Annotated in this window: 17 protein-coding genes; 5 read left to right on the top strand and 12 right to left on the bottom strand. The window is 39.0% G+C overall.

All coding sequences use genetic code 11. From position 1 onward, the window contains the following. Positions 1–504: 504 nt before the first annotated feature. Entirely contained in the window at positions 505–1,011 is a 507-nt protein-coding gene (locus CL181_RS12025) for a hypothetical protein (RefSeq protein WP_097299552.1), read from the bottom strand. Positions 1,012–1,656: 645 nt separating this feature from the next. Between CL181_RS12025 and CL181_RS12020 the strand changes: the two genes are divergently transcribed. The 3 genes from CL181_RS12020 to CL181_RS12010 all read left to right on the top strand — a co-directional run bounded on the left by CL181_RS12020 (position 1,657) and on the right by CL181_RS12010 (position 3,029). Further along, on the top strand, positions 1,657–2,328 hold the full coding sequence (locus CL181_RS12020; protein ID WP_097299551.1) for a hypothetical protein: 672 nt from the start codon (positions 1,657–1,659) through the stop codon (positions 2,326–2,328). Between the two features lie 134 nt (positions 2,329–2,462). Further along, positions 2,463–2,681, top strand: a complete 219-nt coding sequence (locus tag CL181_RS12015; protein ID WP_097299550.1) for an AbrB/MazE/SpoVT family DNA-binding domain-containing protein — start codon at positions 2,463–2,465, stop codon at positions 2,679–2,681. 6 nt (positions 2,682–2,687) lie between these two features. Further along, positions 2,688–3,029 (top strand): type II toxin-antitoxin system PemK/MazF family toxin, encoded by a 342-nt coding sequence (locus tag CL181_RS12010; protein ID WP_097299549.1) that lies wholly within the window; start codon positions 2,688–2,690, stop codon positions 3,027–3,029. A gap of 210 nt (positions 3,030–3,239) precedes the next feature. Here the strand turns inward: CL181_RS12010 and CL181_RS12005 are convergent, their stop codons facing one another. From CL181_RS12005 to ahaH, 9 genes are read right to left on the bottom strand one after another with little or no spacing between them, the layout of a single operon-like run. After that, the gene (locus tag CL181_RS12005) at positions 3,240–3,860 is read right to left on the bottom strand and encodes a V-type ATP synthase subunit D (protein ID WP_096206573.1); all 621 of its coding nucleotides are present in this window, start codon (positions 3,858–3,860) and stop codon (positions 3,240–3,242) included. A 7-nt stretch (positions 3,861–3,867) separates the two neighbouring features. Next, positions 3,868–5,262 (bottom strand): ATP synthase subunit B, encoded by a 1,395-nt coding sequence (locus tag CL181_RS12000; RefSeq protein ID WP_097299548.1) that lies wholly within the window; start codon positions 5,260–5,262, stop codon positions 3,868–3,870. A 1-nt stretch (position 5,263) separates the two neighbouring features. After that, a complete protein-coding gene (locus tag CL181_RS11995) occupies positions 5,264–7,000 on the bottom strand; it encodes an ATP synthase subunit A (protein WP_096206575.1) in 1,737 nt (578 codons plus the stop codon). A gap of 32 nt (positions 7,001–7,032) precedes the next feature. Then, positions 7,033–7,332, bottom strand: coding sequence for a V-type ATP synthase subunit F (locus CL181_RS11990; protein ID WP_096206576.1), 300 nt, complete (start codon positions 7,330–7,332; stop codon positions 7,033–7,035). Beyond that, positions 7,333–8,352: a V-type ATP synthase subunit C gene (locus CL181_RS11985; protein WP_096206581.1), complete on the bottom strand. Its 1,020-nt coding sequence runs from the start codon at positions 8,350–8,352 to the stop codon at positions 7,333–7,335. Between the two features lie 8 nt (positions 8,353–8,360). Then, positions 8,361–8,912: a V-type ATP synthase subunit E gene (locus CL181_RS11980; protein WP_096206577.1), complete on the bottom strand. Its 552-nt coding sequence runs from the start codon at positions 8,910–8,912 to the stop codon at positions 8,361–8,363. Positions 8,913–8,921: 9 nt separating this feature from the next. Further along, positions 8,922–9,179 (bottom strand): ATPase, encoded by a 258-nt coding sequence (locus CL181_RS11975; protein ID WP_096206578.1) that lies wholly within the window; start codon positions 9,177–9,179, stop codon positions 8,922–8,924. Between the two features lie 5 nt (positions 9,180–9,184). Continuing rightward, positions 9,185–11,155, bottom strand: a complete 1,971-nt coding sequence (locus tag CL181_RS11970) for a V-type ATP synthase subunit I (protein WP_097299547.1) — start codon at positions 11,153–11,155, stop codon at positions 9,185–9,187. Next, positions 11,148–11,474 (bottom strand): ATP synthase archaeal subunit H, encoded by a 327-nt coding sequence (gene ahaH, locus CL181_RS11965; RefSeq protein ID WP_097299546.1) that lies wholly within the window; start codon positions 11,472–11,474, stop codon positions 11,148–11,150. The genes CL181_RS11970 and ahaH overlap by 8 nt, the downstream gene beginning before the upstream one ends. 258 nt (positions 11,475–11,732) lie before the next feature. On the opposite strand from ahaH, the gene CL181_RS11960 reads away from it, so the two are divergent. Further along, the gene (locus CL181_RS11960; RefSeq protein WP_097299545.1) at positions 11,733–11,951 is read left to right on the top strand and encodes a hypothetical protein; all 219 of its coding nucleotides are present in this window, start codon (positions 11,733–11,735) and stop codon (positions 11,949–11,951) included. Between the two features lie 22 nt (positions 11,952–11,973). Here CL181_RS11960 and CL181_RS11955 read toward each other — a convergent pair whose 3' ends face one another. Next, on the bottom strand, positions 11,974–12,390 hold the full coding sequence (locus CL181_RS11955) for a rhodanese-like domain-containing protein (protein WP_097299544.1): 417 nt from the start codon (positions 12,388–12,390) through the stop codon (positions 11,974–11,976). 26 nt (positions 12,391–12,416) lie between these two features. Further along, complete coding sequence (locus CL181_RS11950; RefSeq protein ID WP_097299543.1) at positions 12,417–13,919, bottom strand: glycosyltransferase family 39 protein; 1,503 nt, start codon at positions 13,917–13,919, stop codon at positions 12,417–12,419. Between the two features lie 193 nt (positions 13,920–14,112). Between CL181_RS11950 and CL181_RS20450 the strand changes: the two genes are divergently transcribed. Continuing rightward, entirely contained in the window at positions 14,113–14,283 is a 171-nt protein-coding gene (locus tag CL181_RS20450; RefSeq protein ID WP_176505198.1) for a hypothetical protein, read from the top strand. Positions 14,284–14,343: the final 60 nt, after the last annotated feature.

The following is a 14,343-nucleotide window of genomic DNA, read 5'->3' as shown; positions in this document are numbered from 1 at the left end:
GTTCTCATAAATTAGAGTGAGGGGTTTATAATTATGATTTATTGGATGGGCTCGGTGCGTTGAGCAAGAATAACCAAGGTCAAAACACTATAATTTATGACGAGTAAGTAACAAAATTCTTTAGGCAAATTGTCGCTATTGGCATAAGAATCAGTTTACAATTCTTTACCCTTTCATTTATATCAGTAGGACTAGGAGCCTCGTGAAAAACCTGGTTTCTTACTTCAGATATACAATTTAAAGCAGATTTTATAATTTGAACACTATCAGCCTTTTCTTCTCTTTTTTTTCTTAGATCATCACTCCATTTTTTCCCATTTTTTGATTCTAACTTGTATGATTGTAACTCGTCCAATATATTGCTATGATTTAGTATAATTCTGTCACATATTGTTTTATCTAATAACTTGTCTATCAATTCAAACTTGCTTCCGTTATTTTTTTCGATGGAATTAAATAGTCCATATAATCCATTAAATCCTATCCATGTAAAAATGAAGCTATTTACCATATCGGTGTCTGTCCCAGCTCTTTGAAACCAATCAGATATGCGAAGAATTTCTTGTTTAGATTTTTCAATTTTATTCTTAAAGCCTGATTGCCAGAAATCATGACTTTTTTTAGTGAATCAATTAAGTATAGAACATTATATCTTGCACTCAGACTTTTTTTAAAATTACGATTTTTCAATAATCCAGCATTTGCCAATTTTTCTTCATTAAGAAGTTTATGGCCAGAAAATTCTATTTTGATAGGCCTAAAATTTTCTTGATATATCATATATTCTAACATTAAATTTCTAATAATCGATTCGTGCTTGCGGGCTGTCTGTTGTATATATTCAAATTCAGAACCTTGCATATCGTATGAATTAGTCTCGAAATTGTAATTTACAAACGTATCATGATTATGGACCTCGAAATTATAATCATCAATAATTTCACTCTCTTTTAGAGATGGGTTGATATGGAATTTTATTTGCCACAAAAATTTGATCTCATTTTCTATCAATTGTATTCCTCCATAAAATCTTTTTGTCAAACTCGTTTACTTGACCTTTAAGTTTTGTTCACGAGATCGCTATCCTAAAATAATGTCCAAGATCCATTGAGAAAGTATTCTACATAAATAAGGGTTATACGCATATTTTACGAGATCACTGTCTGAAAACAATATCCAGAGACAATATTATATACTTTCACTCATACATCGTATAAATGCTTCCATAAAGCAGACCTCATTAAATGGATTTCTCCCATTGCCTAGCAAAACTTCAATTTACTCAATCGATTTGAATTTCATGAGCATCAGAGTGTAATAAATATCAAAGAAATGATTAACCTTCTTGAACAAAAATCGTGTGACATGAACCGAAAGTAACCGAAGAAAGTGCCAGTGTAAAATCCTGCTTTACCTTTTTGCGGGGATAGTCAAAAATACCCAATATAGTAGCTTAACTGACTGTCTACTTATTGGGCGCAGTCCAAAAATTAATCTCTGTGGCAGAAAACAAATTTATCTATAACTTGTTAAATTGAAATCAAATTTAAAGTAATAATAGACCTTAAATCCCTTAGCGTTGTTTTTTTCCTAATTACTAATGGAAGGCCTATTGCATGGTTGTCAAATCGAATGAGAACGTGGAGGCAAGAATTGATGCACAATTATGAAGAATCGGAAGCAGAATTAAAAGCAATATTGGAAGCAGAAAAATGGGAAAAGTACTATGAAGAATATGAAGTACTTTGGGAGGATGAGGTTAACTATAAGGTTCAAAATTCAAAGATTCCAAAAGGATATTATGAATGTGACATTTATGAGTCTGAGCCTATTGATACTTTAGAATTTAGGGATCATGATAGATATGACATAATAGATTATTATGAAATTTTGGATGAAACTGAAAATGAGAATTCAGAGACTATCGAAAGTATGCAAGGCGATTATAATCTTATGCAATATTATTGTAAAGATAAATCTGAACCGTGGGAAACGAACCTCAAAGTGTATCATAACAGTGAAAGATTCGTTACTCAAAAAGAATACGAAGCACAATTAGACAGTTATCCCAGTGAATATGAACTAGAACAATACGAAAATCAATTAGATAATTACCGCAGTAAAGATGAATTACAGCGAGAAGAGGATGATTACCAAGCAAATTTAGAAGCTGATAAAGATCTATACCCATGGGAATGGTACCCACATATCCAAGCAGAATTAGAAGATCCGGAACCGTGGGAACTTTACCCAGAAATATTAGAAGCACTATGGAAAGAGGACTATGGATATGACACTATAGATTTTGACATCAGAGGTTCTTCTTAAATTAGAAGAGTGAAAATAAATACAATAAAAAAGAAAAATGGAAAACATAGCATTAAAAATAGGATAAATAATACAATATTATTGTAGTATTTAAACCCAAAAGCTTAATATCTTAGAATCTTAACATCTAAGATATGAACGAATTAGTTAAGGTATCTTCAAAGGGACTTTTAACTCTTCCCAAGTCTATTCGGGAGCAATTGAATATTAAAGTGGGCGATTATTTAAACGCAACTATTGAAACAGGGAAGGTCGTCCTTCAAAAAGTCGAGATTTTGCCCAAAAAAATCGACTGGGAAAACGAAGATAAAGTGTGGAAGGAGTATGCAGTCAAAAGTTTCGGCAAGGAATAATACGAAATGTCACTAAAACAAGGAAGCATTGTTCTTGTTGATTTTTCCTATAGCAATTTAAAAGAAACAAAGTACAGACCTGCGCTGGTAATCAGCAGTTCAGAATATAATGAACAATCCAATGACATAGTTGTATTGAGGGTAACATCCAGAGGTAGAGATAGTTCATGGGAATTAAAAATCTTAAAAAATGATATGGCAGAAGGTACTCTCGATATAGAACCAAGCTATGTGAAAGTGGACTCCATATATTCAGTCGAAAAAAACATTATAAGAAAGGTTGTTGCAAGATTAAAGGAAGAAAAAATTAAGGAAATAAAGGATCAGCTAATAGAATTGTTCTCATAGACTGATAGATGTATTAGGAGTAAGGTATGCGCCTATTTGGCCCGAAAACGTTAAATGAAATCGGGATTGCATTATAATAAAGGAGTACATCAATATGGTATCCATGGGTCAAGATCGCTTTAATTTAGCAACAAATAGATACCCGCTTGATGATTTTGAAGGATTTACACCCAATGAGATGCATGGAAATTTTGTAGAGAAGTAAGAATACTACCCCTTGATCCTCTTCAACCTGAATGTATTCTCACGTTCCATCTCTTCAAGCCTCAGCACAATGAAATCCCTGGCTTCACCAAGCTCAGGGATGACCTTGAACTCAAGAGCATTTACCCTGCGCTTTGTTTTCTCGATATCCTCAAGCAGTTTCTTCATTGTGGTCTCGATCTCAGCGGCCTGGATTATCTTCTCAACAAGGACCTCATAGGAATCTACGGCTTCATCAATACGGGAGCTTGTGCCGATAATACCATAACCATGCTCAGAGAGGCTCTTATGTACGCTTGAAGCTTCGATTTTCGGGACAACTACACCCATTACGTTCTTACTTTCAAGTTCAAGTTTCGGATTATCCTTAAGGGCAAAAGCAGTGGATTTCACAACCACCACGCCATCGACCGATTTGGCGATCGATAGCTTTTGTGTTGCAAGAGCGAACTGCTTCTCAACTTCACTTCTAATGTCTTTTGCCTTCTCAAGTATCTCGAAAAGTTCAAGGATCAGGCCATCCCGCTTCATTTTAAGAAGCTTGTGACCGCCCTGGCTGAGCTTGATCTTCTTCTTAAGCTCGATAAGCTCCGAACGTGTTGGTTTTATATTGTCCTTAATGGCCATGCTACTCTTATTTTCCTTCCTTTTCCTTTGCCTTATGGGCAGGATGATATTTCTGGATATACTTGTTATCTATTCTTGTGAGTTGTGCTTCAGGTAGTTCCGCAAGCAGTTCCCAGCCTATGCTCAGTGTTGTCTCTATGTCCCTGTTCTCATCAACGCCCTGGCGCACGAACCTGTCTTCGAACATGTCCGCAAATTCAAGGAATTTCTTGTCCCTGTCAGAAAGGGCATCCTTGCCCACGATAGCAACCAGGCCTCTTAAGTCCTTGCCTTCGGCATATGCGGCATAACACTGGTCAGACACAGCTTTATGGTCTTCCCTTGTTCTGGTAGCGCCAATTCCGGAGTTCATCAGCCTTGATAATGAGGGCAGTACATTTACAGGCGGATATATTCCTTTCCTGTGAAGTTCCCTTGAAATGACTATCTGGCCCTCGGTGATATATCCTGAAAGATCGGGGATCGGATGCGTGATATCGTCACCAGGCATGGATAAAATAGAGAACTGGGTAACTGATCCTTTTCTTCCCTTTACTACGCCAGCGCGTTCGTATAATGAGGCAAGGTCAGTGTACATGTAACCCGGATAACCTCTTCTTCCCGGAACTTCTTCACGGGCTGCCCCCATCTGGCGCAGCGCTTCGCAATAATTCGTAATATCCGTAAGGATAACCAGTACATGCATATCATGTTCGTATGCAAGATATTCAGCCGCAGTAAGTGCAAGTCTTGGCGTGATCAGACGCTCAACAGCCGGATCATCTGCAAGATTCAGGAAAACCACTGCCCTCTCAAGAGCGCCTGTGCGCTCAAAGTCAGCCATGAAGTACTGGGCTTCCTCATTGGTGATACCCATTGCAGCAAATACTACTGCGAATGGTTCATTTGATCCCCTGACCCTGGCCTGTCGCGCGATCTGGAGTGCAATCTCATTGTGAGGCAGACCTGAGCCTGAGAAGATCGGAAGTTTCTGTCCGCGAACAAGCGTATTCATTCCATCGATCGTGGATATGCCTGTCTGGATGAAATCCTTGGGCGGAAGTCTTGCGTAAGGGTTGATAGCTGCGCCTGTTATTTCAAGCCTGTCTTCCGGAACGATGCGCGGCCCGCCATCTAAGGGCTCACCAGCTCCTGATAAGATCCTTCCAAGAAGGTCTTTTGAAACAGGCAGCTTGATCGTTTCGCCTGTAAACCTGACACCGCAATCCCTGTTAAGGCCGCCTGTTCCTTCGAAAACCTGTACTACAACGATATCATCGGAAGTATCCAGTACCTGTCCTCTTTTGGTGGTCCCGTCCGGAAGATTGATATTAACCAGTTCATTATAACCAACCGGTTCTGTTTTTTCCACAAAGATAAGCGGGCCTGAGATCTGGCTGATCGTCTTGTATTCTTTTGTCATGTTACTTACCTCTTAGTTTTGCAAACTCATCTTCCATGGTTTTCAGTATCACGCCAAGCGCTTTGTCAAATTCTTTCTCATATTTGACTTTGGCAAGGTCGTCTTTTGATTTCAATTTCATTATATCTTCGATAGGCGCACCGCCATCCAGTGCATTATGGGCTTTATCGCCCCATGACATGATGGATTTCAATAGTTTGAATTGCTTATCCATCGGGCAGAACGTATCAACTTCATGATAGGCATTCTGCTGCAGGAAATATTCACGGATCATCCTTGCAACCTCAAGGGTCAATTGCTGGTCTTCAGGAAGCGCATCTGAGCCCACTAACTGTACAATTTCCTGGAGTTCCGATTCCTTCTGAAGAAGTTCCATTGCATCATTCCTGAGTTTTACCCAGTCAGGAGACACATGTTCATCATACCATGGCCCAAGAGCTTTGGTATATAATGAATAACTGTTAAGCCAGTTGATTGATGGAAAATGTCTTCTCTGTGCAAGCTTGGCATCAAGAGCCCAGAATACTTTGACGATACGGAGTGTATTTTGCGTAATCGGCTCTGAGAAGTCACCACCAGGAGGCGAAACTGCTCCGATGACTGTAATCGAACCTTCTTTTCCGGACAGGGCTTTTACTTTTCCTGCCCGCTCGTAGAATTCTGATAGTCTTGCTGCAAGATAAGCCGGATATCCTTCTTCACCTGGCATTTCTTCAAGACGTGAGGATATTTCTCTCATGGCTTCTGCCCATCGGGATGTTGAATCGGCCATCAGGGATACATCATATCCCATGTCCCTGTAATACTCAGCGATCGTAATTCCTGTATAAACCGAGGCTTCCCTTGCTGCTACTGGCATATTGGACGTATTTGCGATAAGAACAGTTCGCTCCATTAAAGGCCGGCCTGTTTTTGGATCTTTGATCTCCGGGAATTCATATAGAACATCCGCCATTTCATTGCCGCGTTCGCCGCATCCGATATATACCACGATCTCTGTATCGCTCCATTTTGCAAGCTGCTGCTGCGTAACTGTTTTTCCACTTCCGAACGGGCCGGGAATGGCTGCAGTCCCGCCTTTTGCAACAGGGAAGAGACCATCAAGGATCCTCTGGCCTGTTATCAGTGGTGTGCCCGGTGTCATTTTTTTGCTTACTGGCCTTGGTTTCCTTACAGGCCATTTCTGCATCATTGTGAGTTCCTTGCCGTCTTCAAGGGTACAGATCACTTGATCAACTTTGAATTTTCCTTTCTTTATTTCACTTATGGTTCCTGAAATTGTGGGCGGGACAAGGATCCTGTGCTCGATATTCAATGTTTCCCGAACTGTTCCGATTATATCTCCACCATTAATTTTATCGCCTTTTTTAACCGTGGGTACAAAATCCCATTCTTTCTCGCGGGATAGACCGTTCGCAGAAACACCGCGCTTGATAAAGTCGCCCATCTTTTCCTTTAATACAGGAAGAGGACGCTGGATACCATCGTATATGCTCTCAAGAAGGCCGGGTCCAAGTTCAACAGACAGGGACATGCCAGTATTTTCTACAGGTTCGCCGGGTCTTACTCCCGATGTTTCTTCATAAACCTGTACTGTGGATTTATCTCCTTCAATACCTATAACCTCACCCATCAGGCCTTCATTTCCGACTTTTACCACATCATACATCTTGGTATTTAAGCCGGTGATAATAACGACAGGTCCTGATATCCTATAAATTTCACCTTTATTTTTCATCTGTGACACCTGCTATTTTAATTTAATTAGTATTATTTCCAGAGATCTACACCCACTGCTTGTTTTATCTTATCCCTGAGGTTTGTACTCTCACCTTTTCCGCCGATGGCTATCACTGTTGGCTCAACCGAGTCATCGAGTGTCTGCTGCATATGTGGGGATAACATTCTCAGGTCATCATCATGAACAACAAGAATCGCCACGGTTTTATCATTCAATACGCTCTGGATCTTTGATTCTATATCACTTGACGTTGCATCGAAAATTTTCCGGATGCCTGCAAGCCGAAATCCAATAACAAAATCACTATTTCCAACAACCGCTATTTCCATCTACATCACCAGGTGGGCTTTTATTGTTTCCTCAGGAAGTTTTGTTTCTTTTCCTCGTACAATGATTCGCAGATTATCAACTTCAAGTTTCTTGCTCACTATATAATCAAGAACCGGAAGGATTGAAAGCGGATAATAATATGATATCCTGGTAATATTGACAAGACCGTATTTATCAAGCTGTGTTTCAATATTGATCAGGGAAGTCAGATCATTACTTACGCCTGCTATTGCTTTCCAGTAGGAATATTCTTCAAGGGCCCGCACGAATTCAGGAAAAGGTAGCGCTGCAAGCCTCCCAAGATGTGCTTCTTTAAGTTCAATACCTCCGGGGATCAAAAGTTTGAGGATTTCCTCGCGTTCCATTCCTGCACTTTTCATCCTGAAGAGTATCTTTAAATTCTTCAAATCTATTTCTGTCCTCAGAAATTTCAGGAAAAATCGGTCTTTCGAATTCTCACCTGCTTTTATAAGGTTAGCATAATATAGTTTATCCAGATTATTCTCGATATCGGCCAGAACTCCTTTGTAACCGGAAAGTGCAGGATAATAGGGGGTTTTTGATAAAGCTGCAATAACTCCCTCTACACTTGTGATCTTGATGAGATCCAATAGATCCCTGTATCTTAACTGGCCAGCAGAGACCACATCTTCAAGGATCTCCTCTTCGCTTGCTCCTGAGAATTTCCCGCGCAGTATGGTCTTTATATTCCATATATCCCAGTAGCGGAGATATTCCGTTATTATATAATTTGCCTCATTCTGGGATACTTCGATCAATTTGCGGTAAGTCAAAGCCAGGTTCTGGTTCAATGCATGTTCAAAAAGGTCAGTACCTCTATACTTCTTCCCAAGTTCATCAACCTCGTTCTTATACTCGGATTCCCCGATGAACCGTGTGATCTCAGGTATATCCATGTTAAGGAATTTGGGGTACATCTCCTTGGGGATGAGTTTACCTTTCATAGCCCGAACCCTGGCCACAATATACGCATATTTGACAGCTTGTGATTTTCCCATTCCTTTTTTCACCCAAATAAGATATCGGAAACCTGTTTTAAAGATTGTTCACTGACATTTTTAAGGATCATGTCATACTTGAAGTCCAGAACTACGCTTCCGTCAGCATTTTCCATAACAATGCCGCCGATGCAGTCAATTTCACCAGCAAATTCCAGCTTCGTCATTTTTGAAACTGTTGATTTGTCTTTACTTCTTGAATATATTTTACTGTAGCCTGATTGGTTTTTTTCAATAATCGATTTCAGGATTTTCTGGTTCTTCTCAGCCGGCAGTTTTGAGATCAGTTCTCTGGTTTCCTCATAAACCTCATCAAGGATTTCCTTGCGGGCATTGAGTTTTGCTTTTTTGACCTCAAGATTGGCACTTGACAGCTCCTGCTGCTTTATTCTCTCAATTTCTTTTTTGACAGCTTCTTGTTTGGCAGCTTTTATTTTATCTGCGCTGGCCCGGGCATCTGCAATAATCTTAGAAACTTCCAAAGACGTCTCCTGGTTTATTTTCGAGGCTTCTGCCCTGCCCTTGGCCTTAATTTCCTCAACTATCGCATCAAGTCCCATGTTTTTCCTTTAGAATACGAACAATAAGATCAAAGCGACTACAAGTCCGAAAATTGCTATGGATTCGGGTATAACTGTCATTAAAAGACCTTTACCGAAGAATTTTTCATCTTCTGCCATTGCACCTACTGCTGCGGCTCCAATGGCCTGTTCACCCATACCGGCTCCAATTCCGCAAAGTCCTACTGCTATTCCTGCTCCAATTGCAATTATTCCTTTTGCATTTGCTGCTACAATTGCTGGATCTACCACTGATGGATCTACCATATTTTTTATTCCTCCGTATATTTTCGTTTATGACCAAAGGGAAGGTATTTTGTACCGCCCCCTTCATAAAATTTAGTGAAAAACTCCACATATTGAAGTCTTAATGAATGGATTCCCGGGCCAAGGATCCCTAATAACAGATTTATTAAATGCCCTATGAACAAAATTACTACACCTGCCAGCGCAAGTACTATTCCACCGCCCAATAAAACACCTTCCGGTCTTATGAAAAGATTCATTGCCATCGTATTTACTGCAAGTGCTATTCCAGCAGAAGACAGACCTATTGCCAGTATTCTTGAGTAAGATAATACATTACTCAAAAGTGTGGGTAATTCAAGTATTGAAATGAAACCCTCGCCTTTTATCAGCAGGATAACTCCAATAAGCATTAATCCCGCCCCGGCAAGAAATATCATGTCACCTGTTGGCATGCGCGATTTTGACATCAATGCAGGCATTACTTTTGCTATTAATAAAACTCCTCCAATTAATATCATCATCCAGCTTCCCTTTGCATATATCGCATGCTTAAGATCATGCTTGACGACCTCATTTCGGAATCCGATAATATATCCCAGAAGAACGTGGAATATACCTATTGCGAAACACAATAAAAGCAATGGTTTGACAGACTCGAAACGATGTACGGGTAAATGTATTCCCGCGATTGTAGGCCCGAAAATACCAAGAATGCCTTCTTCAAGATGTCCTTTGAATTCTATATTGAATATGGGGAATCCGAAAAATTCTCCGTAGATTACCCCGAAAATTGTTGAGAACACTCCTGAAATTAATAATATCAATGCTAATGCATTGAGTCCTCCTGTTTTGAATTTCTGTTTGATTACCAGGCCGATTGCTGTTACAATCAATCCATATCCCACATCACCCAGCATTAGGGCGTAAAACAATGGATATGTAATGAACAAAAACAATGATGGATCTATTTCTCCATATCTTGGGGTGGCAAACGTATCAATTAATAGTTCAAAAGGCTTAGCAGCAACAGGATTTTCAAGCTCTATTGGAATTTCTTTTTCATCGATTTCTTCCTCGATCCTGGTTAAATATACCTTCCCATCGGTATTTTTCTGCAATTCAGCTTCTATTTTATCAAATTTGTCAGATGGAACCCAGCCATCTATGATAAATGCATTCGCACTCGTGGCAAACTTTAAAGGAGCCTCTGACTTCTGAGTTTCAATTGAAAGATGTTCATCAGTAGCAATTATGAATTCGGAATATTCTTCTTTTAAATTATCAAGTTCTGTTTTTATTAAAGAAAATCTCTCTCTAAGGCCAGTTATCTCTTTTGTAAGTTCATCCACTATCACTGGTGGATTACCTTTTAACGGAGGAACCTTTAATTCAACATAGGTTCGCTCTTCCTGGAGGAGTTTTTGAACCTCACCTTCGAATTCTTTTGGAATAAAGAGCGCAAAGATCTTTCGTTTTTCATGTTCCCCTACAAATAATTCAAAATTGCTGTGAATTTTGATAAGCCTGGATTCCAGGTCAGTGTCTATATAACCTGTATACACTTTTAAAGTTTCATATCCAGTATAAGATTCCAGGGATAGGGGCAGGCCAAAGAAAGGTTTAACCGAAGATAAAAGATCTTCTTTTTCTTTCAGCCTGGACTCAATATTCCTTAACTCATCAAAGCGGGATGAAACCTCTTTCTGGAGTTTTGTGATCTTTTCATCGATATCCGAAGATAGTTCTACTTTGGTTAATTTTCCTGATTCACTTTCCTTTAGTCCCAGCTGGTTGGAAATCGCCCGGAGCGAAAGAAGGTGCTCTGAGAATTTAGATGCTGTTTTCAATGGACGGCCGATCTTGAAATCTTCAGTTTCTTTTGAAAAATCAGTAATATGAAGTACATTCAACTTATGAAAAGTTGAAATAGTTGGCTCTATCTGGTCTCTTGTGCCTGCTATAACGACCTTTGTCATTTTAGTGGGTTTAAGCATTCGCCGCCCTCTCAAATTCAGTTAAAATAAATTTTGTAGCTTTGGGAATATTCTTCTTGGCTTTTGATTTGATCTCTTCTGCTTCCTGATATCCTTTCTTTATGAGCTTTTCTTTTTCTTTCCTGCTTTCTTCTCGAGCTTTTCCAATTTCGGATATATAATATTTAGTTGCTTCTTCTTCTGCAGATTTCAAAATCTCCCTGGCCTCTGATTTCGCTTCGTTTACTTTCTGGCTTCTGGCTTCTTGTGCCTGGATTACCATACCTTTGGCTTCATCCTCAGCCTGTTTGATATCAGATAAAATTTCAGCTCTTGTCATTTAATTCCTCTGTGATCTAAAATAATAGCCTCGTTTTGAATTTGATTCTGCATAGGAGACTACCTACTTAAATTATTCGGTTTTAATTGAACTTATGCGTTTGCGCACAACTATTTTAAATGATAAATCGTTTTAAATGCTCACAGATATGCATTCTTTGTGAGATAGATATGCAAATTAAAAAAAGATAGGAAAAAACTTAAATAATCACGATTATATATTCAAGAAATAAAGTAGAGTGATGGAGAAGTCTTTAGAATGACTGAAAGACAGAGAATTTTATATTCTATTGAAAAAATGAAAAAAAGAGGTGCCTGTCGTTTTATTTATAAAAACCTTGCCAAGGACGCTGAAGCTAATCTTACAAATGTATATAAAATAATTCAATCATTAAAGAAACAGGGAGAAGTGAAATTAATTGGCGGGAAAGGTATTACAGGAGACCCTTATCAATTTGAAATAATATTAAAAAAATAAAAGAATTAACTATTATCAAGTATTATATTTCAACTTCATATCCTGCATTCATCCACTCCGTGATCCCACCCTGCATATTGTAAACCCGGGCAAATCCATTTTCTGCAAGTATCCCGCTGGCCTTTGCGCTACGAGCGCCGCTTCTGCAATAAACCAATATTTTCCTGTCTTTCGGGATTTCTTTTAGCTTTTCTACAAGTTCCTGTTTCGGAATATCCTGGACTGCCAGCAATGTTGAACCTTTGATGTGTCCTGCTGCGTATTCTCCCTCTGTCCTTACATCAAGAATAAATACTTCCTGGCGGTCGATCATCTCTTTTGCCTGCTGGACACTTATGTCCGTATATTGGTTTTTCACAGCTGGTTTTGTATCGCTTACACATCCGGAAAAAATTGCCAGGACCGCTATACTCAGAATAATAATTTTAAATCTCTGCATAATATGTTCTTTATTCCTACTATGTATTAAGAATAATCTTTGTCGATTTGATAAACATCCGCACCAACACCATTTACCTGTATCTGTTTCAATAATGTTACATTATACATATTATATAGTTTTTCAAGGTCAAACATATTGAAATTCTCGATAACAAGGATAGCAGGATATGAGATCGTATAAGGTGACCTGTAGAAATCACCCAGTTCTTTATATTCCCTGTGGGACTTCTGCCCATATCCGATATCTATTCCCTTATTGGCAGCCCCGAAAATACTATAATGATTGAAACGGTTCAATAATAGAGGAGCCGAGTGATCGGTTGTATTGATAAAACCAACAAGTTCGATATCAGCTTTCACATAATCCACATACTTCAAATTGATCTCCATTACCCCTGAACCATCCAGGGTCAGGGAAGGATTTTCCCCATATATTTTTTGTGTGGCAGGGTCAAGGAAAACATAAGGGTCCTGGCTGTAAACACTATATACAGACTGGGCTGCAAACAGAAGAACCATAGAAATAATGATAATTGCGAACAAATTCCTGTTCTTTCCTGATAAAACAGATATTGCCCATGCAGATGCCAGATAGAACGCCGGATACAGGACTATTACATATCTCGGAAGGTTAAAATCCCTGATAGGCGCCACAGCTACGAAAAATATGAGGGAAAACAGTATCAAAGGCAAAAGCATTTTAATTTTTTCACGATCAAAGGTTTCGCATTGCCTGTGCCTGTAAAACCAGATCAGAAGAGAACATATTATCAGGATAGTTAATATCCAGTTATAGTTGATAACGAGCAATTGTTCAAGACGCATGATGAGATTTTCATTAAATATTGAATCCAGCTTCATTATCGGGGAATCCCTCGGGAAGAGGAACCAGCCCTTTCTTGTATAATTCCCATATGCCCAGCCGACGAATACTATGATCGGAATTAGCTGGGCTGCAAGAGCATCTCTTAATTTATTGTTAGATTTTTTCTCTGCTGCATAATTTATTATTGTGCTAAGTAATAGAGCAGCTATAAATAAAATCCCGATTTCTTTTGTCATCACAAGCATTATACCGAAAATAGCTAAAAAAACATAGTTTTTCTTTAAATAGAAGTAGTAAACCGCCATCAAAAGAGCCATGCTCGGAAGATCAAAATTCAGGTTTACGGATTGAGCGATGAACAGGGGGGAAAACGCAAGAAGAAATGAAGCACTACATGCGATTTCCTTGCCTCCAAGGATTTCTCCGGCTTTATATGTAAAGATGATGCCTGCAATTGAAAATACCATCATGAATACATGGATCATTTCAGGTGAATATCCGAATATTTTAAATAAAGTGCCAAGTGAGAGAAAAATGAAGGGGGGTTTGCCGAAAAAATCCACATAGAGGTCTATATTGTTTTTAACAGTATCCAGTGCGGTCATAGCTGTTGTCGTGCCATCCCACCAGGGGGGAAGATCGATAAAATATAGTGTATAAGCCATTATAAATACACATAAGAATGCTATTTTTTTTTGCATATCGGCTGCCCCAGGACTTTAACAATCATATAATATTTATAATTTAGTCATCTTTTCACAGCAATGAAATTCATGAGGATGCTGAAAGGCTTGTACGATGGGTACACAAACAATTCAGAATGCGCGATAAGGTCGCTGCCTGTATCAAAGATATGATGTAAGTCTTGAGAACATAGTAAAAATCGTTGCTTCAATGACTGGCCTTTCTGAAGACATAATCTATCTTCTAAAAGATGTTGAGGTTTTTGAGTCTTCACGCAAAACCCATAACCTGAGGCGCAAATTGATGAAAAAGCATTTGCTTGAGCCTATTACTGACGATCCGGGCAGGTCAAAAAGGAAGATCTACAGGGTAACGTCTTAATTTTCAAAGGGAGTGTAATCTTTTTTGCTGAAACTATCCTTATGAATATCCCTTCATATT

The organism is Candidatus Methanoperedens sp. BLZ2 (genome assembly GCF_002487355.1).
Lineage (GTDB): Archaea > Halobacteriota > Methanosarcinia > Methanosarcinales > Methanoperedenaceae > Methanoperedens.
Note: the sequence above shows the minus strand (reverse complement) of the source record. Positions and strands in the feature narration are given on the sequence as shown.